A 21,446-nucleotide genomic window follows, 5' to 3' on the forward strand; every position below is an offset into this window, starting at 1 on the left:
TTTATTCTAATTCTTCTAATTGATTAATATATTGTTCTAACGCTGTAGCATCATTTAAAGATTGTTTCATTGCTTCATAAATGTTACGACGTTGTTCGAATTTTTCATATAAATTCAACTTAGATTCATAATCTTCAACTAAATCGCCAGTTCTTCTTATATTATCATAAACTGCTTGTCTACTCACATCAAATGTCTCGGCAATTTCACTTAATGAATAGTCTTTTAAATAGAATAACTCTAAATAATTTCTTTGCTTATCAGTTAATAACGTTTGATAGAAATCAAACAAATAATTCATTCGTAATGTTTTAACTAAATCATTTTTCCCCATGTGGATGATCCTCGTTATTAAAATCTAATTCAGCAACTTCATCTGGAATATCTTCATTTTGTTCTATCATATCTGCAAATAATCCATAAACGTAGCTTTCTGGGTTAAATGGTTGCAAGTCGTCAAGTTTTTCACCTAAGCCTACATATTTAACTGGGATATGAAGTTCATTTCTAATTGCAAGCACAATACCACCTTTAGCCGTACCATCCAATTTAGTTAATACGATACCTGATACGTTTGTAACTTCTTTAAATGAACGTGCTTGAGATAGGGCGTTTTGGCCTGTTGTTGCATCTAAACACAATAAAGCTTCATGAGGTGCATCTGGTACAGCTCTGCTAATAACACGCTTCATTTTATCTAGTTCTTGCATTAAGTTTGATTTATTTTGTAAACGTCCTGCAGTATCACAAATTAAAATATCGACGCCTTTATTTTTAGCCGCATTGATTGCATCATAAACAACTGCTGCAGGGTCAGACCCCTCACTTTGGCGTATAACTTCAACACCTACTCGATCACCCCACACTTGTAATTGATCAATAGCACCAGCTCTGAATGTATCTCCAGCTGCAAGCATTACTTTTTTGCCTTCCATTTTATATCTATGTGCAAGTTTACCGATAGTAGTTGTTTTACCTACGCCGTTTACACCAACCATTAAAATGACGTTTAATCGGCCATCTTCAAGATTCATAGCTTCAGATTGATCGTCTTCTTGATGATATATTTCAACAATCTTTTCGACAATGACTTCACGTAAATCTTCCGTTTCCTTAATATTACGACGTTGTGCCTCCGTACGTAATTCTTCTGTTAATTGCATCACTGTGTTGAAACCAACGTCGGCAGTAATTAACATTTCTTCAAGTGCTTCGAAGAAATCTTCATCAACCGTTCTATAACGTGCGATTAAATTATTAAGTTGTTCTTGGAAGTTCTGACGTGATTTTTCAAGACCTGCTTTAAACTTAGCACCCATTTTTTGTGCTTCAATTTCTTCAAAATCTTCAATCGAGATTAAACCATCATCATCAAAATCTGCTTCACTTAACTTACGTGGTTTCTTCTTAGGTGCCGGTTGTGATATTTCTTCATTATCATCACGTGATGTGCTACTCTGCTCACTTTCATCTTGTGATAATTCTTGTTCTATATCTTCCGTTGATTTCGTAGAAAATTTATCTTTTAAACGTTTAAAGAAACTCATGCTTGTTCCTCCTTCATGACCTCATCAATAGTATTTAAGTTAACACTTACTAATTTTGAAACCCCTGATTCTTGCATTGTCACACCATACAAACGATCTGAATATTCCATTGTCCCTTTTCGATGCGTAATCACAATAAATTGTGTTTGCATTGATAACTCTTTTAGAAATTGTGCGTATCGAATGACATTTGCTTCATCAAGTGCCGCTTCTACTTCATCTAGTATAACAAATGGTGCAGATCGTACTTTCAAGATAGCAAATAGCAATGCGATTGCACTTAAAGCACGTTCACCACCACTTAACAACGACAAGTGTTGTAATTTTTTGCCTGGCGGTTGAACAATAATATCGACACCAGCTGATAAATAGTCATCATCTGTTAATTCTAATTTAGCATGTCCTCCACCAAATAACGACTGAAATACTGTCGTAAAATGAGATTGAACCTGTAAAAATGTCTCTTTAAAACGACCCTTTACTTCTTGATCCATCTCATTAATAATTTGCTCAAGTGTCTGTTTCGCTTCACGCAAGTCTGTGCGTTGTTCATCTAAGAAAGTATAGCGCTCATTTAACTCTTCAAATTGTTCAATCGCATTAATATTAACAGGGCCTAATTCATCGATTGACATTTTAGTTAATTTAACTTTCTTTCTTAGCGACTCAATTGGTGTTTCCGAGAAGAATTCATCTCTGGCACGTTCGACTGTTAATTGATATTCATCATTTAAATGATCAATGGCATGATGAATTAATACATCTAATTTTGATTGTTGCGCTTTGATATCCTGATAGAAACTTTCTATTGATAATAAATCTTGATGGCATTCTTGTAACTGTGCTTCATGTATTTCCACATCTTCATTGACATCTACACGTTGCTTTTTCAAATCTTTTAATTGATTAGTAATCGATTGTCGTGAATTTTCCTTAGATTTAATCTCTTGTTGTAATTTATCAAATGCTTGTTCACCCATCATTTCGTCAGAATTAAAGAGTTTAATCTTGTCTTCAACGTTCGTTAACTGTTGATTAATCGTTGCAATCCGTTTATCTGTACGGGTTAATGCCCCTTTTTGCGCATGAATTCGTTCTTTAATAACTGCTAAATCAGAGCGTTTTTGGTTTAATTGCTGTTGTACTTGCGTAGTCGTCTCTTTATCTTCCTTAGATAATTGCGTATAACGTTCAATGTCCGTTTCAAGTTGTTTTAACTTACCTTGAATAATAGATAAACGTGCTTGCTTTTCATTTAAAGTTACACGACTATTTTCACTTTGGTAACCGTCATTCTTTTCAAACTCAAATTCTTCATGCTCATCTTTAATATGTGCTTCTTGTGTTTTAAGACGGTCTAATGCTAACGCTTCGTTATGTGATTGTTCTTTCACTTCATTATATTGTTGACTCAAATTAAAATACGTTTCACTTAACTGCTCGACGTCATCTTTTTGATTTTGCAATTGTTTTTCAAAATCTTTAGTTTGCGATTCATAATTTTTTAATTGGTCACGCATTGTAGTGAGTTCATCTTTTTGTGATAAAATGCTCTTCGTCTTACGCGCACCACCACCAGTCATAGAACCTCCAGGATTGACAATATCGCCTTCTAAAGTAACGATACGTGTTTTATATTGAATCGCTCTCGCCAGTTCATTAGCATGCTTTAGATTATCTACAATAATAGTCGTACCAATTAAATTTTCAACTACGGCTTGATATTGCGCATTCACTGTTATTGCATCAGAAGCAACATTAATATAACCAGCTGTACTTTCAGCAATTTGACGAATATGATGAGATAGCTGTCTTGATTTAATGACATTTAATGGCAAGAATGTTGCTCTACCAAGTCCTTTTTGCTTTAAGAATTGGATTGCCTGGCGACTATCTTTTTCGTTGTCAACGATGATATGTTGCAATGAAGCGCCTAATGCGGTCTCAATTGCCTGTGTCAATTCTGATGGTACAGAAATCACTTCTGCAACTGCACCATGAATACCTTGTAAGCTATCATTTTTAGCTTTTAACACATGCTTAACGCCATTAAAGAAGTACGTATAGTCTTCCTCTTGTGTTTCCAAACTTTCAATTCGAGCTCTCATTTTATCCGTATAACGATATGCTTGATACAATTTATCTTCGTATTCAGTTTGAATTTGTTTCGCTTTTGATAATTGTTGCTCAATACGACTTATTTGGTCTTCTAAATTGCTCAATTGTTTAACTGTAGCTTGATGATGTTGTTCTGTAGAAGCAATTTCGCTTTGTAACGCCTTGAGTTGATTAAATGCTTCAACTAAACGTGAATCTAAGCGTGATTTCTTAGCTTCATTTTCTTTAATGGTATGCTCTAAGAAACGAATGTCATTATTGACATCTGATTGTTCAGACATTAATTCATAGTATTCATTTTTAATAGATTCGAGCTTTTCATCATGTTGTTCATCAGAAACGTAAAGTTGTGATTCTAGTTCATGAATATCATTATTTAACGTTTTCTGCTTTTCTTTTAACGTCTCAATTTGTTGCGTAATCTCATTTTTTTCATCTTGAGCGTTCTTTAATTCGTGATTTAAATTATCTAATTCTTCTTCAAAGCGCGCATTCGTTTCTGATTGATTACGTTTTCTTTCTTCTAAGACATTTAATTGACCTGTAAACTTCTCATATGCTTCTGTAGCTTTAATCAAATCATAATTCAATTGTTCAATGTCATTATCAATATGTTGACGTTGAGACTTTTGTTTTTGAATATATTGATTTATTTGTGCTTGTTTCGCCTCTTTATCTGCTTGTTGGCTTTTTAGGTCATTAAGTTTGACGTCTAATTCACGATTATCTTCCGAATACTGATCGATATCATGTACAGTAACAATGACATCGCTTTGTTTCATTTCTTCAGAGAGTTTCAAATATTCTTTTGCGCTGGACGCTTCTGCTTTTAATGGTTCTACGCGCCCTTCCAAGTCATATAAGATATCTTCAACTCGTGTAAGATTGTCTTCTGTTTGGTCTAATTTTTGTAGTGATTCAGCTTTTCGTTTTTTGTATTTTAATACACCAGCAGATTCTTCAAGAATTTGACGTCGATCAATCGGTTTGGCATTTAAAATTTCATCAACTCTACCTTGAGATATAATGCTAAATGCTTCTTTTCCCAAACCAGAATCCAAAAACAATTCAGTAATATCTCTTAAGCGTGCTTTATCATTATTAAGATAATATTCACTCTCACCACTGCGGTACAAGCGACGCGTTACAACAATATCATCTGAATCAACTTGTAATTTTCTGGCTTTATTATCAAGTTTCAATTGTACTTCTGCATAATTCTGAGCATTTCGATGTTCAGCTCCTGAAAAGATAATATCTTCCATTTTAGAGCCACGTAATGATTTTGCGGACTGTTCACCTAATACCCATTTGATAGCATCGGTAATGTTACTCTTGCCGCTACCATTAGGCCCAACTATTGCTGTCACACCTTTATCAAATTGAACATCTGTGTGATCTGCAAATGATTTAAAACCTATGGCATCAATTGATTTTAAATACACCATACTATTCTCCTTGCTAATCATTCCACTCATTCTAGTTGAGAGGAGGACAATATTTTAAAGATGATTGGTCATCTTAAACACTGCTATTATTCTTAAGTTCTGAGTAAGCACGCTCTGCTGCTTTTTGTTCAGATTCTTTTTTAGTTTTACCTTGACCTGTTGCAACTGCATGATTTTCCAAAATAACTTCCGATGTAAATAAACGGTGATGCGCTGGGCCTTCTTCCTTAATTAATCGATAAGTTACATCTCCACGATTTTGACTGTGAACATACTCTTGAAATTGTGTTTTAAAGTCGACAACACCAACTAATTCATCATCCTCTACATATGGGAAAATGACTTTCTCAGCAAATTGCCATACGACATCTAATCCTTGATCGAGATATAAAGCCCCAACAAAGGCTTCAAATGCGTCAGACACAAGTGAAGGGCGCGTTCTTCCACCCGTTTTTTCTTCACCTTTACCTAATAGGATGAGTTGATTTAGCTCGATTTTATTAGCAAATATTACAAGTGAGGGCTCACATACAATTGTTGCACGCATTTTTGTTAAGTTACCTTCAGGAAGATCAGGATGTTTATCAAAAAGGTAGCGTGATACCGTCAATTCTAATACCGCATCGCCTAAAAATTCGAGTCGCTCATTATGCGCTAAACGATCCATATTAAAGTCATTGATAAAACTTGAATGAGAAAATGCTTGTTGATATAACTCGATATTTGAATATGTAAATCCTAATTCATTCATTTTCTTCGCAAACTGTTGTTGAAAATCATTAACCATTTCTATTTTTTTTGGATTAGTCACATTAGAACCTCCCATATATTTATGCTTTGTTTGATTCTTAAGAAAAAAATCTGAGCCATCTTGTAGACGACTCAGATGTAAGTTTTTTATTTTTCAAGACTATTGATGTATTTAACTGCATCACCAACAGTGTTGATTTTTTCAGCTTCTTCATCAGGAATTTCAGTACCAAATTCGTCTTCTAATTCCATCACTAATTCAGCGATATCAAGTGAGTCAGCGCCTAAATCATCTTTGAAAGATGCGTCTTCAGTTACTTTGTCAGCATCTACACCTAAACGGTCAACGATGATATCTTTTACTTTATCGAAGTTTTCCACGTCGATTCACCTCCTTTGAAAGTGTCTATCCATAGACTATTATATTTTCCCATTTTAATGGGTAAAATACAAGCATTTCTTAAATACTCATTATAAATAGTATTTTGTTTAACAAAGCGATTTCTCATCAAAGTGTTATCGAAATAAAACTTATTTCAACTAACCAACTTTAGATGATTACATGTACATACCACCATTAACATGAATGGTTTGGCCAGTAATATATTTTGCTCTATCAGATGCTAAAAATGCAACTGTATTCGCTATATCTGTATCTTGACCAAATCGAGATAATGGAATTTGTTCTAACATTTGTGCTTTTAATTCATCACTAAGTGCATCTGTCATATCTGAAACGATAAATCCTGGTGCTACAGCATTTACAGTAATACCACGTGATGCAAGTTCACGTGCACTTGATTTAGTTAATCCTTCTATACCTGCTTTCGTAGCAACATAGTTTGCTTGACCTGGATTACCCATTGCACCAACAATACTTGATAAGTTAATAATTGCACCACCACGTTGACGAAGCATTTGTGGCGTCGCCTTTTGAATGCAATTGAAAGTGCCTTTTAAGTTTGTATTAATTACATCATCCCATTCATGCTCTTTCATACGCATTAACAAATTATCACGCGTGATACCAGCATTATTTACAAGTACATCTAATGAACCAAATTGACTAACGACTTCTTTAATCATCGCTTTAACTTCGTCGCCTTCAGCTACATTAGCTTGAATTGCAAAACTTTCAACGCCTTTTGCTTTAATTTCAGACACTACCGCTTCAGCCTTTTCTTTATTACCAGCATAGTTAACAGCTACATTGAAACCATCTTCAGCTAATTGTAATGCGATACTACGACCTATACCTCTTGAAGCACCAGTAACTAATGCATTTTTATTCGTCATGATTATTCCAACCTTTCACATCTTCTAATGTTTGAATTGATGTTAATTTAACATCACGATTGATTTTCTTAATTAAACCAGATAAAACTTTGCCTGGACCAATTTCTATAAAATGATCGACGCCTTGCTCAATTAACCATTCTGCAGAATTGATAAATTCAACTGGTGAATATAACTGTTTAATCATATTCTGTTTAATAGTTGCTGCGTCCGTTTCACCTTGCGCATTCACATTTTGCACAATAGGGAATGCTGCATCATGCCACTCAAATTGATTAATATACGACTCGAAGTCTTTTTCAATCACTTGCATCATTGACGAATGGAATGGGCCAGAAACCGCTAAAGGTAAAACACGTTTAGCGCCTAATGATTTACCTTCTTCAACTAATTTATCAATGAGTGGTTTATGACCTGATACTACAATTTGTCCAGGACAGTTAATATTTGCAGGTTCAATCAGTTCTTCAGATGTTGATAAGTCTTTGCAAATTTTATCCACTTCTTCATAGCTTAAACCTAATACAGCTGCCATACTACCTACACCGTTTGGAAAAGCTTGAGCCATGAGTTGACCACGTTTACGAACAATCTTAACTGCATCCTCAAACTTTAATACGCCTGCAGCGACTAAACTAGAGTATTCACCTAGACTATGTCCCATCGTGTAGTCAGCATTAAGTTGATTTAAGGCACGATATAAGGCGATGCTATGTGTTAATAAAGCTGGTTGTGTATGTTCAGTTTCGCCTAATTTGTTGTCACTATCCGTAAACATCGTTTCTAATAAATCGAAGTCTACGGCTTCTTGTGCTATGTTTAGAATCTCTGTTGCTTTTGTGTCTTCATTATATAAATCGCTAGCCATACCTACTTTTTGTGCACCTTGACCTGGGAAAATAATTGCTACTTTACTCATCCTTTTCACCTACCGTCTCTCTCATAATTTCGACAATTTTCTCATCACCGGCAATTTTAGCTTGTCGGATTGCAGAATAAAACGCGCGCGCATTAGAACCACCATGTGCTTTAACAACTGTACCATCTAGACCTAATAATACCGAACCACCGTATTCTGCATAATCCATTTTTTTAGTAAATGTGTCTAAGTCCTTTTTTAATACTAATGCTGCAAGTTTGTTTTTTAAACTTCCTAAGAAAGTCTCTTTCAACATTTTACCAATTGATTTTGCAGTACCTTCGATATTTTTCAGCACCATATTTCCAGTGTAGCCATCAGTTACAACAACGTCAGTGTTACCTTCCATTAATGTTTTAGCTTCAATGTTACCATCAAAATTAAAGCTTTGATCATCTTTTAGTAATTGATATGCTTTTTTAGTCAAAGTATTACCTTTAGCTGGTTCTGTACCGATGTTTAATAATGAGACCTTAGGGTTTTGAATGCCTCGAATTTTTTTAGCGTAGATATTACCAAGTTGCGCATACTGTAATAAATGTTCAGGTTTTGCATCAGCATTGGCACCAACATCTAAAAATACAAAACCTTTACCATCAATTGTTGGTAATGTTACTACAAGGGCTGGTCTGGCAACACCTTTAATACGTCCGACAATAAACAATCCAGCTGACATAAGCGCGCCTGTATTCCCTGCAGAAACACATCCGTCCGCTTCGCCATTTTTCACTGCTTCAGCCATTCTGACCATTGAACTATCTTTTTTACGTTTAATCGCTCTCACTGGTTCGTCTTCCATCTCTATTTTTTCAGAACAATGTCTAAATTCAATTCGTTCATGATTGAGTGTATATTGGTTTTTATCTCCAAATAAAATTATTTCTAAATCTTTAAAATCATTTACTGCTTTTTCAACAGCCTCTAACACGATACCAGGCGCGTCATCTCCGCCCATCATATCAATAGCAATCTTAACCATGTTATTCATCCTCGCTTATATAAAACATTTTAAACGTTCCTTTAAACACCAATGTATCTCTTACATATGAATTCACTTCAATAATATAATGCTGCGATGTTTTATTAACAACGCGTGCTTCAGCTCTTACAGTGTCATCCAGTTTTACTTTCTCGATAAAAGCGACATTACTTTCTTGTGTTAATACGGTTGATTTATGTATTAGAGCGACACAAAGCGAATTCGCTTGAGCAAATAAAACATGACCTCGTGCAATCTGTGTCTTTGCAAAAACTGATTCTTCAGTGATTTCAATGAGTGATTGTGCAGTTATGTCTGGTTCAACTTGAATTAAATCTCCAACCACTTCATTTGCTTCAAGCGCACGAATTTGTTCATAGTTTTGCTCAGCTACTAATTTAATACGCTTACGTAGTTCTGGAATATTTAGATTTGTTCTATCTAAACGTATCGTTTGAATACTTACTTCAAACTGTTCACATAATTCACTATCCGTAATAAAGGGGTTTTGCTCAATTGCTTTTTGAATCGCCTCACGACGTTCTGCTTTTTTTAATTTCATATATATCCCCCTTTAAATGCGAAATTAGTACCAAGTCTTAAACATTCCTCACATATCATAACACTTTCCGTTTAATAAGCTCAACAAATATCATAGTGCTATATTTTACTTTTTAAAAATAATTACCTTTAAACACTAATCAAAACTCATATGTAGTAAATTCTGATCAATAAAATCACGTAAATGTTGATATGCTTCTGTAAAGAATTCTCCCGATTGAATCAACGCTGCTGCTTCATCTCGAGCGACTTCAAGCATTCGATAATCTTCCACAATATTCGCTACCATGAAATCCGGTAAACCACTTTGTTTAACGCCGAAGAAATCTCCGGGTCCACGCATTTCTAAATCGCGTTCACTCAACTCAAAACCATCCGTTGTTTGCGTCATTATAGTCATTCGTTCTATTCCTGTTTCCGTCTTAGGTGACGCAATAAGTACGCAATAACTTTGATGTTCGCTTCGTCCAACACGACCTCTTAACTGATGTAAAGTAGATAGTCCAAATCGATCTGCATCATAAATCATCATAAACGTTGCGTTCGGTACATTAACACCAACTTCTACTACAGTTGTAGAGACAAGAATGTCTATATCATGTTGACTAAAACGCGTCATCACTTCATCTTTCTCTTCAGCAGACATTTTGCCATGTAATAAACCGACGCTCTCCTCTCCATAGTAGGCTTGAAGTGAGTCGTACAACTCAACTACATTTTGTACATCATCTAAATGTTCCGAACTTTCAATGAGCGGACAAATCACATAAGCTTGACGACCTTTTTTAAGTTCAGCTGTCATTTGAGACAGCACTTGTTCGTATTGCTCGTGTTTTGCCCAGTTCGTAATAATCGGTTTACGTCCTTTGGGTAACTGTTTAATAGATGAAACATCCATTTCACCAAATACTGAAATAGCTAGCGTTCTAGGAATCGGTGTCGCTGTCATGAAGAGGACGTTCGTCATCGCTCCTTTTTCTCTTAACAGTTGACGTTGATTGACCCCAAAACGGTGTTGTTCATCGGTAATAACAAGTCCTACATTTTGAAATGCTACATCATCTTGTATAAGCGCATGTGTGCCTATTAGACAATCAATGGTGCCATTCTCTAATTGTTCTAAGAGGACTTTTCTTTTTTTACCTTTAACGGATCCAGTTAATAAAGCGACGTTCATATAGTCTCCAAATAACTCAGTTAAACTATTTGCGTGTTGCTCTGCTAGAATTTCAGTAGGAACCATTAGCGCAGATTGATATCCAGCTGTTTTTAACGCATACATACATATAGCTGCAACAACTGTCTTCCCTGAACCTACATCACCTTGCAATAGTCGATGCATGCGAATCGGTGCTTTCAAATCTCTAAAGATTTCGTTCACACTCTTTTTTTGCGCATCCGTTAACTCAAAAGGTAACGTTTCTATAAACGCTTTTACCTTTTGGATGTCGTAGTTGATTTCAATGGCTTCGTCCGATGTCTTCTCTAAACGATTCAACCATTGCATTCGTAATTCAAACATGAATAATTCGGTAAAGGCATACGTCCGTCTAGCACGTAATAAGTCATGGCGATCTTTAGGATGGTGCAGTGCATGTATGGTATCAGATAAAGATTCTAATTTATACTTCTGTCTTAATTCATCTGTCAACCATTCATGTATCGTAACATCATCTAACGTTTGATAAATCATATCTCGCATTTGCTTTTGTTTAATGCCCTCTTTGATACGATACACAGGTTCTAATTTAACTTCAGATGCATCTTGAGACTGTGCATTAAAGAACATACGATTTCCGTTAATTTCTTGTTTCGCACGATTCCATTTTCCTTTAACAGTTACCGTTCCATGAAGTTCAATTTTCTTTTTTAAGTAAGGTTGATTAAAGAAGACACATTTAACTGCGATATTGTCCACCATCAAATGGACTGTTAACTTCGATTTATTTCTACCGAAAAAGGCAACCGTCGGCATAGAATAAACTTCTCCAACAACTGTCACTGTAGATTGATCTTCAGCCATATTTAAGTCTACAACTGTATTATCTTCATACCGACTCGGTAAATAAAGCATCAAGTCTTCTACCGTATTAATATTGAGTTCTTGCAATAAAGCAATTCGTTTTGGTCCTAGCCCTTTAATCTTTTGAAGCGGATATGGACTTTCTATTAAATTGACTTTAGACATAACTTCTCACCTAGTATTTATCATATTAATATTTATTTTATCATGATTAAGCAGAATAATTGATTGTTAAACCTTTGATATTTAAAAAGGCGGGAGTGGGACAGAATTCTTTTTGAATTCGTCGTCCCACCCCCAGCTTGATTTAAGCGTCTTCTCAGTACAGTCAGCTACTGCGAATTTGCAAAATAGCTTTATTATATTATTTATGTCCAAGCCTCACTCTAATTCACTGAACGATACATGTTTAACGTTCACATGCCCATCCATCTTTATCGCGGTCAAATTTTGTTTGATAAGCAGGATGACCCTTTTTCACTCCATTTGGATATTTCTTTCTCAATAAAGTGCAATTTTTATAATTTTCTGTTGATTGCTTTTTCGTTGTCTTTGAAGTTGACGACGTTGATGTTTTCGGTTTAGTTGATGATTTTACAGATGCTTTTGTAGATGATGTTTGACCCGTCTTAGCTTTCGTGTTCGACGTTGTTGTAGACCATATATTTAGCTTTTCAGCTTGTGCTTTGGATTGGCTTACCTTTAACATTTGTTCAAATGTATTGTTCGGCGGATAGATATAAGTCACTCTAGCTAATCCTTGTCTGACAACCGCTTCATTAACCATTCTACCATCTGCATAAACGTATGCTAAATAACGACCATATTTATCTGTTCGTTGACCACGATCAAATTGAACTTGTACCGTACGCGCATTAGCCAACATTCGTGTTGTAAATTGACTAGCCTCCGGACCATATTTTTGAACAGACTTTCGTGGATCCTTAGTTTCAGGTGTATCAATCAACAATAATCTAAAGGTTGATTTCTTCCCTTTATAAAGTAATTGAACAGTGTCTCCACCAATACCTTTAACAAATTTAACTTTCTCTTTAGTAAGTGCACTACTTTGTGCATTAACTCTATTGAGCGGCATTGCTATAAGTGTAGATGATGTTGTGATTAAAATCGCCAAAGCTGTAACTGCAATTGGTTTCTTTTTAAAAAGCATGAATATAAAACATATGATACTAAGACCAATAACTACTAAAAGTATATTTCCCATGTGCATACTCCTATTGTTTAATATACATATATTTTATACTAATACATATTAAAAATTCTATTAAAATTTTAATATTTTAACATTTGTATTTTTTGTAAGCATTAAACACATGTAGATATGAACTATTTTATGTTTTAAACGGTATACCTGTCGCCATGATAAGTATGGTTTTAAATGAAACTTCAAATTATATGAATGAAATGTTTGGTCAGAATGTCCGTTGAAGAATCAATGTATAAACTTCCATTCAAAAACAAATAAAAATAATGAAGCATTATAACTGGGAGTATTTTAAATCCCAAATTAACAAAAAGCTTTCAGAACTAGAAACGAAAATCATCTACAGTCAAAGGAAATTTGATGTGGTGCTGACTTTTGGATTTATGAAGGCAATTTTGGGTCTTACTCGAATGTCTGTATGAGGGATAAATAAAGTCAAAAGAGAACTTGGTTTTGTATGAATCACACTTAATATAAGAAAGGTAACAACTCAACGAGCTGAAAATAATCACAAAAATTATAAAAAAAGACAATTTCTATATTATTTCAATAGAAATTGTCTTAATTTACTCATCCAGGAACTTTATGTCTCGGATCCTTCATAGCTTTTCAATTGATATTTATTCGACTGAGAATAAATATTGATAGATAGGTTGACCACCGTCATGTTCTTCTACTTCAACGTCTGGATATTCACTTTCAACCCACGCTACTAATTTATCTGATGTTTCAGTATTTGCATCCTCACCAGCGATAATAGTCAAGATTTCACTATCTTCATTTAGCATCGCTTTAAGTAAACCTGTGATTGTCGCAAATTCATCATCATTACTTGTCACAATTTTACTTTCAGATAATCCCATGAATTCGCCTTTTTTAATCTCTACGCCATCAATTTTAGTGTCACGAACAGCAAATGTTACTGAGCCTGATTTTACACTATCTAAAGCGGTTGTCATATGAGATTGATTATCTTCAAGTGATGATGACGGATCGTATTGGAACAAGGCCGCAATACCTTGTGGAATAGATGTTGTAGGAATTACAACTGTATCTGCTTCAACTAAAGTTGCAGCTTGATCACTCGACATTCTTATATTTTTATTATTTGGTAAAATAATGGCACGTTTACATTGAGATTGTTCAATAACCTTTACAATGTCTTCAGTAGATGGATTCATTGTTTGTCCACCGCTTATAATATGTGTCGCACCCATAGATGTAAATAATTCTGAAATGCCATCACCCATAGAAATAGCAATAATTGCTCTTTCAACTGTTTTTGATTCTTCTTGTTGGTCTGATTGATGATTTTGCTTTTCTTTTCTAATGACTTCACGATGTTGTTCACGCATATTTTCAACTTTTAATTTAATAAGCTCACCATACTCTTGACCATAGTTAAACACATCACCTGGTGTTTCAGTATGTACATGGACTTTTACAATTTCATCGTCATTAATAACGAGTAATGAATCACCAAAATGACTCATATCTGTTCTAAATGTTTGCTCATCAAATTCTCTTTTATCTTTTCCAAAACGTACCATCATTTCAGTACAATAGCCATACTTAATGTCTTCAGTGTTAATTACGCCATGGAAGTCATGCTCTTCATGCACTAGCTCTTCTGTGTTTAATTTTTCTTTTTTCACTTCAATCGTTTGGCCTGTTAAACCTTTTAAGAAACCTTCATAAACACATAATAGCCCTTTACCACCACTATCAACTACGCCAACTTCTTTTAATACAGCAAGTAAATTGGGTGTATTATTTAATGACTTTTCTGCTTCTGCAATTGTATATTCCATAACTTCAACACAGTCATCTGTTTCTTCAGCTTTATTAACCGCTGCCTTGGCTGCATCTTTAGCAACAGTTAAGATTGTCCCTTCGACTGGTTTCATTACAGCTTTATAAGCAGTGTCAACACCTGCTTGGAAACTACTAGCAAGTTGTTGTGCATTAATTTCATTTTCAGTTTCAATATTTTTACAGAATCCTCTAAATAATTGAGAAAGAATTACACCTGAGTTACCTCGAGCACCCATAAGTAATCCTTTAGAGAATGTCTTCCCTAATTCACCAATACTTTGAGATAAATTATTTTCAACTTCCTCACGTCCAGAAGTAATTGTAAGATTCATATTAGTACCTGTATCACCATCTGGCACAGGGTATACATTTAAAGAATCTACTAAATCTGCATTATTAGATAAATTTTGTGCCCCTTGTATTATCATATTGGCAAATAATTTACCATTAATTTTGCTAATCATCCTGCTAAGTCCTCCTATACCTACTTGCCCTTATTATTAAGTCTTACACCTTGTACAAATATATTAATTGAATTCACTTTTACATTGAGTGAGTTTTCTAGTGTGTATTTTACTGATGATTGTACATTATTAGCTACTTCTGAGATTTTAACACCGTAGCTAACGATAATATACATATCTATATCAATGACACCATTGTTTTCTTTGACTTCGATGCCTCTAGCATAATTTTCATGTCCTAAAATTTCGGCAATACCATCTCGCACTTGTTGTCTAGATGCCATACCAACAATACCATAACTTTCAACAGCTTTACTGCCTACTACTGAAGCAATGACTTCATTTGAGATATCGATTTTACCATAATCATTTGAGATTTCTATTGTCATCTTTATATTCCTCCTGAATTTTGTTTAAAAATGACGAAACTATAAACATTTACAATTAAATTCATTGTAGAAATTAACCGATTCTTCCATAAATAAGTCTTTATAACCTAATTAAATGTACTACATAACTCCTCAGCTTACAATTATACCATAAATTATAAAATTCAAAACATTTTTAGAGAAATACCCTTTAATTTCATTGCTTTAAAAATTTATATATGGTATCTTATTTAAGTATATAAGTAGTCAAGTGTATTTATATTTATTAAAGGAGGTACTTTGATGGGTAAACAATGTTACGTAACAGGTCGTAAAGCATCGACTGGTAATAATCGTTCACACGCTTTAAATGCGAATAAACGCAGATTTAATGCTAACCTTCAAAAAGTTAGAATTTTAGTTGACGGAAAACCTAAAAAAGTTTGGGTTTCTGCTCGTGCTTTAAAATCTGGTAAAGTTACTAGAGTTTAATAAATATAATGCACTAAAAAATGCCTTCATATGTGGTGAAGGCATTTTTTTATGTTCTTTTTTAACTTGCATCCTTACTTCTCATTTGAAGTACTTGTCCGTTATGTAAGATAATTTCCGCGACAACTTCTTTTACTTCATTAGATAATGTAAGTGTCGATCCTTTTTCTAGAAGTTGCTTATTCAAATTATATTTAAAGCCCTTCAATGATAAAACAACATTTTCAGTAACTGGAATAAATGATACATATGGGAAATGAAGTGATTTTTGAATTTGATGGGCACCTTGTTTCAATAATTTAATTTCATTTTGATCATCTTCCACAATAATTGAAATATTTCGTTCTATATACTTTGGTTTTTGCAATATTTGCATGACACCCATAAAATGATCTAACCTACCACCAGTTGCGCCATAAATATGTATTTGCGTAAAGCCTCTATGAACAGCTTCTTCTACACCTAATGCTAAATCCGTATCATCTTTTTCAGCTTTGACCGGCTTAATATTCAACTGATGTTTGAGTTGGTGACGTTCTTCATCTGAAACAGAATCAAAGTCACCAATTGAGAACGTCGGTGTGATGGCATGGTTAACAAGAATCAGTGTTCCTCTATCAATACCACCCCAATGTTCATGCTTTTGAGTACTCAATACTTGTGGAGGTAAATGTCGGTCACTACATAATAAATTGATTCGCATAATAAAATCAGCCTTTCAGTAATTGTGTCACATTGCTATAATCCTTTTGATTAAAGAAATAAGAACCTGTAACAAACATAGTTGCCCCATTATCAGCACATAATTGGATAGTTTCATCATTGATGCCACCATCAACTTCAATATCAAAATTTAAATTTAAAGATTGTCTTAAATCTCTAAGTGACTTCACTTTTGATGCACATGCTTCAATAAATGATTGACCACCGAAACCTGGATTGACTGTCATCACTAATACATAATCTACAATCTCAAGAACTGGTAATAATACTTCAACTGGTGTACCAGGATTAATGACAACGCCTGCTTTTTTACCAGCATTCTTAATCATTTGAAGCGCTCTATGAATATGTTGCGTAGACTCGACATGCACGGATATCATGTCAGCACCGTGTTCAGCAAAGGTGTTAATATATTGCTCAGGTTGCTCAATCATTAAGTGAACATCAATTGGTAATTGAGTAGCAGTTCGAATTGAATCAAGAATTGGCAAACCAATCGAAATATTTGGTACAAATTGACCGTCCATCACATCAAAGTGTAAACCATCAACTTGTGCTTTTTCTAAAGCTTTAATTTCATCTTCTAAATTTAAAAAATCAGCGGATAAAAGTGATGGATAGATTTTTTTCATTAATATCTTACCTTTCTATTTGAAATTTCATTAAATAATTGAATGTAATGATCATAGCGGAATTGTGCTAAATGACCACTCTCCAATTGTTGCTTAACATGACAATGAGGTTCTTTAATATGATTACAGTTTCTAAATTTGCATGCCTCGCCATAGTGATTAATATCTATAAAATAGTGTTTCAATTCATCTTTTTCAATATGATCAAAATCTAATGCACTAAAGCCTGGTGTATCTGCAATAAAACCAGATTCCCTTTCGAATAATTCTACATGTCTCGTTGTATGTTTACCACGGTTAAGGGATTTTGATATATCATTGGTTTCTAAATTTAATTCTGGTTTAAACGCATTTATAAATGTCGACTTACCGACACCTGATTGACCACTTAGTACAATAAGTCCTTTCGGCCAAGAAGCGACTACTTCCTGTTTAGACGTATCTTTGCCAACAAATTGAGTATTGTAGCCAATAGTTTCATAAATGTTTAACCATTCATTAATTTTTTTAATGTCATCATCAGACGCTAAATCCTTTTTAGTCACTAGTATACTCGGTTCTAAATCATATGAGTGCGCAATAACTAGAAAACGATCCAACAATTGTGTTGAGAAATCTGGTTCTACAGCGCTCATCACGATGATTAAGCCGTCAATATTACTAACTGGTGGTCGTTTCAATGCATTATGACGATCGTGAACATGATGAATGTATCCTTCATTGGTATTTTGAATTTCAAAATCAACAATGTCCCCTACAATTGGTGAAAACTTCTTTTTTCTGAAAAGACCACGTGGTTTAGTATCATATAAAGTTCCATCTACATCTACTTGATATACACCACTAATTAATTTAATAATACGTCCAGTTTCCAAAATGACACCTCTTAATCATTATTTATATTTCACTATTATAGCAAAACCTTAGAGAATATTATATCCAGAACATATTTGTTTAAAGTCAATGTTATCAAAGCGAGTTCAATTTATGTTTACATAATATTTTTATAGTTCGATATAAAAATTAAAAAACCTTTTAGTGAATGTTTGATCGCTTTCATTCACTAAAAGGTTGAATTTTAATAATCTATATCTTTATCTGCAATAATATCGCCATCTACTCTAATGGTGTAACCCGCGTCAGATCCTTCTTCAATTTTAAGCGGAATCGTGATCGTTCTATCACCTTTTATACTAAACGTTTGACTCGCAGATGCGCCACTATTGTCTTTATCTCTTATATAAACTTGAACTTTTTGACTTTCATCGTCTCCCGTATATGGGATATGATATGTTTCGGTGTAATTTTTAACTTTCTTAGCGTCGTCGTCCTTATCTTTACTAGAATCATTAGATTTTTCGTCTTCTTTATCTTCGTCTTTAGAAGTTGATTTTCCTTTCGAAACAATCAGTTGAACTGTACTTCCTTCATCAATTTCTGTATTTTTTGGACTTTGTGAAATAATATTATCCTTTTTCTCATTATTACTTGATTCAGTCGTTATTTGTACTTTAAGACCATTTTTTTCAAGTTCTTTCTGAGCAGTTTCAACATTTTTATGTTCATAATTTTTCACGTATACTTTTTTAACACCTAAAGACTCAGTTAACGTGATTTGGTGATCATTCACACGAACATAACTATCCGGATTAACACTTTGTTTGGCAATAGCACCTTTAGGTATTTGATTATTGTATTCTTGATTCACTGTTACATGATCAAGCTTAAATTGTTTTAATTTATCAAGTGCATCAGCTTTTTTCATTCCTATAACATTCGGCATTTTAGCACGTTCCGGTCCTTTTGAAAGCACGATATCAACTTTTTCATGTTGATTCACTCTTTCACCTTGTTTCGGTTTTGTCTCGATGATTTTATTTTCTGGATAGTCATCACTATAGTCTCTAGAAATATTGCCAATTTCTAAATGAGATTGGCGTAATATTTTTTCTGCTTCTTTTTTAGTTTTACCCTTAAGATCTGGCATTTCTGAATACTTACTGCCAAACATGCCCATCGCAATAAACCCAAATAAACTTACGACTAATAACAGTAAAATCAACGCAATGGCAAATTTTTTCTTTTTAGAACGCTTTTTCTTTGGTGGCTCGTAAATTTGCGCCTCGTTAGTTTGGAAATGGTGCTCATTGACAATAGGTATTTGCATGGTTTGAGCGATTTGTTTCTGCTCATTTTCTTCCTTTATTTTACTTCTGATATCTTGTCTATCAATGGCAACGGTATTTGTATCATCTTCTTCAATTGAATGCTTTTTTTCATTAGCACGACTAGATACAAGGACACTACTTAAGTCTTCTTTCATATCATTGACACTTTGATAACGATCCGTTGCTTTCTTTTCTGTTGCTCTAAGGACAACGTTACTTAAGGATTGTGGTATATCAGATCTTAACTCGGTTACATTAGGTACGGAATCCTGAATATGTTTTATCGCTATACTAACAGCTGTTTCGCCATTAAAAGGGGGTTCCCCAACCAACATTTCAAAAAGTACAATACCTATGGAATAAATATCTGTCGCTTCATTCGTAGTTTCACCTTTGGCTTGTTCTGGTGAAAGGTATTGTACAGTACCGAGCACGTGGTTTGTTTGCGTCATAGATGTTTCACTTAAAGCTTTGGCAATTCCAAAATCGAAAATTTTAAGTGTCTTATTCTTATCAATTAAGATATTTTGAGGTTTAATATCTCTATGTATGATAAGTTTGTCATGCGCTTGCGCCACACCTTTTAAAATTTGATTGGTAAAGTCAATTGCTGTATCAATACTTAAAGGGCCATGACTATGTATGTATTCAGATAAAGTAGGTCCATCTATATATTCCATAATTAAAAAGAAGCACTCTTCATCTTCTTGAACATCATACACTTCAACAATGTTTTCATGTGAGAGTTGCGTTGCATTATTGACTTCTCGCTCGAAACGTTTCATTGTTTCTTCTTTTTCATTCTGAGGAATTGAGATTGCTTTAATCGCCACTTCACGATTTAAAATGGTATCTTCTGCTAAGTAAACGGTACTCATTCCTCCGCCACCAAGCTTATCCACTATCTTATATCGTTCACTAACTAACTTTCCAATCATAGATGATCACCTTCAATAGCTGCTATTAAAACGCTAATATTGTCTTTAGAATCATGGTTTAGTGCTAATTGAATAAGCTGTTCACCATGTTCTTCTAATGATAACGACGTATTGAACGCTTCAAGAATACGTTCACTTCTGACATAATCTGTTAAACCATCAGAATTCAACATTAAAAAGTCATAATAATTAAATCGTTTCGTAAATATATCTGGACTTACACGTTTATCTGTTCCCATCACTTTAGTAATAATATTACGTTGTGGGTGTGTGAATGCTTCCTCTTCAGTAATTTGACCTGACATAACTAAATGGTTAACAAATGAATGATCATACGTGATTTGTTCGATTTCTCTAGAATTAATAAGATATGCTCTAGAGTCCCCTATATTTGCCACAACTAAGTGCTTATCGAAGACAAGGGCACAAACACATGTTGTACCCATACCTTTATACGATTCATTTGTTTGAGCGTATTCAAATAGCTCACGATTAATCTCTTTTAAATTGAAACGCAACCAAGTTTCGGCTTGTTCATACTCAATAAAATTTTCAGCTTCAAAACGTTTTTGAAGCTCATACGTAACAAACTGACTTGCAATTTCCCCCGCTTTATGACCACCCATACCATCGCATAGTACTAATAATTGTTGGTGAGTTTGGTTATAAAAAATACCTCCTGCATCTTCATTTTTATTTCTATGTTGTCCAGTATCTGTGAAAAATTGTGCGTTTAGCATTGTGATTACCTCGTTTCTACTTGTCGTTCCTTCGCTCTTAATTGTCCACATGCCGCGTCAATATCTGATCCTTGTTCTCTTCTAATTGTAGCATTTATGCCCAATCGTTTTAATTCTTTTTCAAATTTGAAAATATCATCTTTAGGTGTTTTAACGTAATTACGTTCTGGAACATGGTTTACTGGTATTAAGTTAACATGACAGTTTAGATCTTTAATCGGTTCTAAGAGAAATGCGGTT

Annotated in this window: 19 protein-coding genes and 2 pseudogenes; 2 read left to right on the forward strand and 19 right to left on the reverse strand. The window is 34.2% G+C overall.

From position 1 onward, the window contains the following. Position 1 precedes the first annotated feature (1 nt). The 11 genes from KA828_RS09785 to KA828_RS13190 all read right to left on the reverse strand — a co-directional run bounded on the left by KA828_RS09785 (position 2) and on the right by KA828_RS13190 (position 12,866). Positions 2 to 334 (reverse strand): putative DNA-binding protein, encoded by a 333-nt coding sequence (locus tag KA828_RS09785; RefSeq protein WP_053029260.1) that lies wholly within the window; start codon positions 332 to 334, stop codon positions 2 to 4. Next, positions 321 to 1,547 (reverse strand): signal recognition particle-docking protein FtsY, encoded by a 1,227-nt coding sequence (ftsY, locus tag KA828_RS09790; RefSeq protein WP_210126144.1) that lies wholly within the window; start codon positions 1,545 to 1,547, stop codon positions 321 to 323. Before ftsY ends, KA828_RS09785 begins: the two co-directional genes overlap by 14 nt. Beyond that, positions 1,544 to 5,113, reverse strand: coding sequence for a chromosome segregation protein SMC (gene smc / locus KA828_RS09795; protein ID WP_210126145.1), 3,570 nt, complete (start codon positions 5,111 to 5,113; stop codon positions 1,544 to 1,546). Before smc ends, ftsY begins: the two co-directional genes overlap by 4 nt. 73 nt (positions 5,114 to 5,186) lie before the next feature. Next, positions 5,187 to 5,939 carry a ribonuclease III gene (rnc, locus tag KA828_RS09800; RefSeq protein ID WP_228480599.1) on the reverse strand — a complete coding sequence of 251 codons (753 nt, stop codon included), beginning with the start codon at positions 5,937 to 5,939 and terminating at the stop codon, positions 5,187 to 5,189. A 71-nt stretch (positions 5,940 to 6,010) separates the two neighbouring features. Continuing rightward, a complete protein-coding gene (locus tag KA828_RS09805) occupies positions 6,011 to 6,244 on the reverse strand; it encodes an acyl carrier protein (protein ID WP_001830184.1) in 234 nt (77 codons plus the stop codon). A 177-nt stretch (positions 6,245 to 6,421) separates the two neighbouring features. Beyond that, complete coding sequence (gene fabG / locus KA828_RS09810) at positions 6,422 to 7,159, reverse strand: 3-oxoacyl-[acyl-carrier-protein] reductase (RefSeq protein ID WP_053029252.1); 738 nt, start codon at positions 7,157 to 7,159, stop codon at positions 6,422 to 6,424. Beyond that, entirely contained in the window at positions 7,149 to 8,078 is a 930-nt protein-coding gene (gene fabD, locus KA828_RS09815; protein ID WP_210126146.1) for an ACP S-malonyltransferase, read from the reverse strand. Before fabD ends, fabG begins: the two co-directional genes overlap by 11 nt. Then, positions 8,071 to 9,057 (reverse strand): phosphate acyltransferase PlsX, encoded by a 987-nt coding sequence (gene plsX / locus KA828_RS09820; RefSeq protein WP_053029247.1) that lies wholly within the window; start codon positions 9,055 to 9,057, stop codon positions 8,071 to 8,073. The genes fabD and plsX overlap by 8 nt, the downstream gene beginning before the upstream one ends. Before the next feature lies 1 nt (position 9,058). Further along, the gene (gene fapR / locus KA828_RS09825; protein WP_075108534.1) at positions 9,059 to 9,619 is read right to left on the reverse strand and encodes a transcription factor FapR; all 561 of its coding nucleotides are present in this window, start codon (positions 9,617 to 9,619) and stop codon (positions 9,059 to 9,061) included. Positions 9,620 to 9,754: 135 nt separating this feature from the next. Next, a complete protein-coding gene (gene recG, locus KA828_RS09830; protein ID WP_210126147.1) occupies positions 9,755 to 11,806 on the reverse strand; it encodes an ATP-dependent DNA helicase RecG in 2,052 nt (683 codons plus the stop codon). Positions 11,807 to 12,050: 244 nt separating this feature from the next. Further along, positions 12,051 to 12,866, reverse strand: a complete 816-nt coding sequence (locus KA828_RS13190; RefSeq protein WP_210126148.1) for a thermonuclease family protein — start codon at positions 12,864 to 12,866, stop codon at positions 12,051 to 12,053. A 127-nt stretch (positions 12,867 to 12,993) separates the two neighbouring features. Between KA828_RS13190 and KA828_RS09840 the strand changes: the two are divergent. Further along, positions 12,994 to 13,511 (forward strand): annotated as a pseudogene (locus KA828_RS09840) (transposase); the annotation flags it as partial. Here the strand turns inward: KA828_RS09840 and fakA are convergent. Both fakA and KA828_RS09850 read right to left on the reverse strand, forming a co-directional pair. Further along, entirely contained in the window at positions 13,487 to 15,145 is a 1,659-nt protein-coding gene (gene fakA / locus KA828_RS09845) for a fatty acid kinase catalytic subunit FakA (protein WP_210126149.1), read from the reverse strand. The pseudogene KA828_RS09840 and the gene fakA overlap by 25 nt on opposite strands. Before the next feature lie 20 nt (positions 15,146 to 15,165). Next, the gene (locus KA828_RS09850) at positions 15,166 to 15,534 is read right to left on the reverse strand and encodes an Asp23/Gls24 family envelope stress response protein (protein WP_011275975.1); all 369 of its coding nucleotides are present in this window, start codon (positions 15,532 to 15,534) and stop codon (positions 15,166 to 15,168) included. 282 nt (positions 15,535 to 15,816) lie between these two features. Here KA828_RS09850 and rpmB point away from each other — a divergent pair, with 282 nt between their 5' ends. Next, positions 15,817 to 16,005, forward strand: coding sequence for a 50S ribosomal protein L28 (gene rpmB / locus KA828_RS09855; RefSeq protein ID WP_011275976.1), 189 nt, complete (start codon positions 15,817 to 15,819; stop codon positions 16,003 to 16,005). 61 nt (positions 16,006 to 16,066) lie between these two features. Here rpmB and KA828_RS09860 read toward each other — a convergent pair whose 3' ends face one another. From KA828_RS09860 to KA828_RS09885, 6 genes and pseudogenes are all read right to left on the reverse strand, one after another. Next, a complete protein-coding gene (locus KA828_RS09860; protein WP_075108529.1) occupies positions 16,067 to 16,708 on the reverse strand; it encodes a thiamine diphosphokinase in 642 nt (213 codons plus the stop codon). A gap of 7 nt (positions 16,709 to 16,715) precedes the next feature. After that, the gene (rpe, locus tag KA828_RS09865) at positions 16,716 to 17,360 is read right to left on the reverse strand and encodes a ribulose-phosphate 3-epimerase (RefSeq protein ID WP_075108528.1); all 645 of its coding nucleotides are present in this window, start codon (positions 17,358 to 17,360) and stop codon (positions 16,716 to 16,718) included. After that, positions 17,360 to 18,235, reverse strand: a complete 876-nt coding sequence (gene rsgA, locus KA828_RS09870; RefSeq protein WP_193839436.1) for a ribosome small subunit-dependent GTPase A — start codon at positions 18,233 to 18,235, stop codon at positions 17,360 to 17,362. Before rsgA ends, rpe begins: the two co-directional genes overlap by 1 nt. Positions 18,236 to 18,438: 203 nt before the next feature. Continuing rightward, positions 18,439 to 20,466, reverse strand: a complete 2,028-nt coding sequence (pknB, locus tag KA828_RS09875; protein WP_210126150.1) for a Stk1 family PASTA domain-containing Ser/Thr kinase — start codon at positions 20,464 to 20,466, stop codon at positions 18,439 to 18,441. Beyond that, positions 20,463 to 21,206 carry a Stp1/IreP family PP2C-type Ser/Thr phosphatase gene (locus tag KA828_RS09880; protein ID WP_053029229.1) on the reverse strand — a complete coding sequence of 248 codons (744 nt, stop codon included), beginning with the start codon at positions 21,204 to 21,206 and terminating at the stop codon, positions 20,463 to 20,465. The genes pknB and KA828_RS09880 overlap by 4 nt, the downstream gene beginning before the upstream one ends. A 5-nt stretch (positions 21,207 to 21,211) precedes the next feature. Next, positions 21,212 to 21,446 (reverse strand): annotated as a pseudogene (locus KA828_RS09885) (dual-specificity RNA methyltransferase RlmN); the annotation flags it as partial.

Origin of the sequence: Staphylococcus sp. GDY8P85P (genome assembly GCF_017892405.1) — a bacterium.
GTDB classification, from domain to species: Bacteria; Bacillota; Bacilli; order Staphylococcales; family Staphylococcaceae; genus Staphylococcus; species Staphylococcus borealis.

Excerpts from the sequence above, each read along its gene's own strand:
- smc (WP_210126145.1), bottom strand. The coding sequence starts at position 5,113 with ATGGTGTATTTAAAATCAATTGATGCCATAGGTTTTAAATCATTTGCA.
- ftsY (WP_210126144.1), bottom strand. The coding sequence starts at position 1,547 with ATGAGTTTCTTTAAACGTTTAAAAGATAAATTTTCTACGAAATCAACG.
- pknB (WP_210126150.1), bottom strand. The coding sequence starts at position 20,466 with ATGATTGGAAAGTTAGTTAGTGAACGATATAAGATAGTGGATAAGCTT.
- KA828_RS09785 (WP_053029260.1), bottom strand. The coding sequence starts at position 334 with ATGGGGAAAAATGATTTAGTTAAAACATTACGAATGAATTATTTGTTT.
- KA828_RS09860 (WP_075108529.1), bottom strand. The coding sequence starts at position 16,708 with ATGCGAATCAATTTATTATGTAGTGACCGACATTTACCTCCACAAGTA.
- rpe (WP_075108528.1), bottom strand. The coding sequence starts at position 17,360 with ATGAAAAAAATCTATCCATCACTTTTATCCGCTGATTTTTTAAATTTA.
- KA828_RS09880 (WP_053029229.1), bottom strand. The coding sequence starts at position 21,206 with ATGCTAAACGCACAATTTTTCACAGATACTGGACAACATAGAAATAAA.
- KA828_RS09850 (WP_011275975.1), bottom strand. The coding sequence starts at position 15,534 with ATGACAATAGAAATCTCAAATGATTATGGTAAAATCGATATCTCAAAT.
- plsX (WP_053029247.1), bottom strand. The coding sequence starts at position 9,057 with ATGGTTAAGATTGCTATTGATATGATGGGCGGAGATGACGCGCCTGGT.
- fabD (WP_210126146.1), bottom strand. The coding sequence starts at position 8,078 with ATGAGTAAAGTAGCAATTATTTTCCCAGGTCAAGGTGCACAAAAAGTA.
- rnc (WP_228480599.1), bottom strand. The coding sequence starts at position 5,939 with ATGGGAGGTTCTAATGTGACTAATCCAAAAAAAATAGAAATGGTTAAT.
- recG (WP_210126147.1), bottom strand. The coding sequence starts at position 11,806 with ATGTCTAAAGTCAATTTAATAGAAAGTCCATATCCGCTTCAAAAGATT.
- KA828_RS13190 (WP_210126148.1), bottom strand. The coding sequence starts at position 12,866 with ATGGGAAATATACTTTTAGTAGTTATTGGTCTTAGTATCATATGTTTT.
- fapR (WP_075108534.1), bottom strand. The coding sequence starts at position 9,619 with ATGAAATTAAAAAAAGCAGAACGTCGTGAGGCGATTCAAAAAGCAATT.
- fabG (WP_053029252.1), bottom strand. The coding sequence starts at position 7,159 with ATGACGAATAAAAATGCATTAGTTACTGGTGCTTCAAGAGGTATAGGT.
- fakA (WP_210126149.1), bottom strand. The coding sequence starts at position 15,145 with ATGATTAGCAAAATTAATGGTAAATTATTTGCCAATATGATAATACAA.
- rpmB (WP_011275976.1), top strand. The coding sequence starts at position 15,817 with ATGGGTAAACAATGTTACGTAACAGGTCGTAAAGCATCGACTGGTAAT.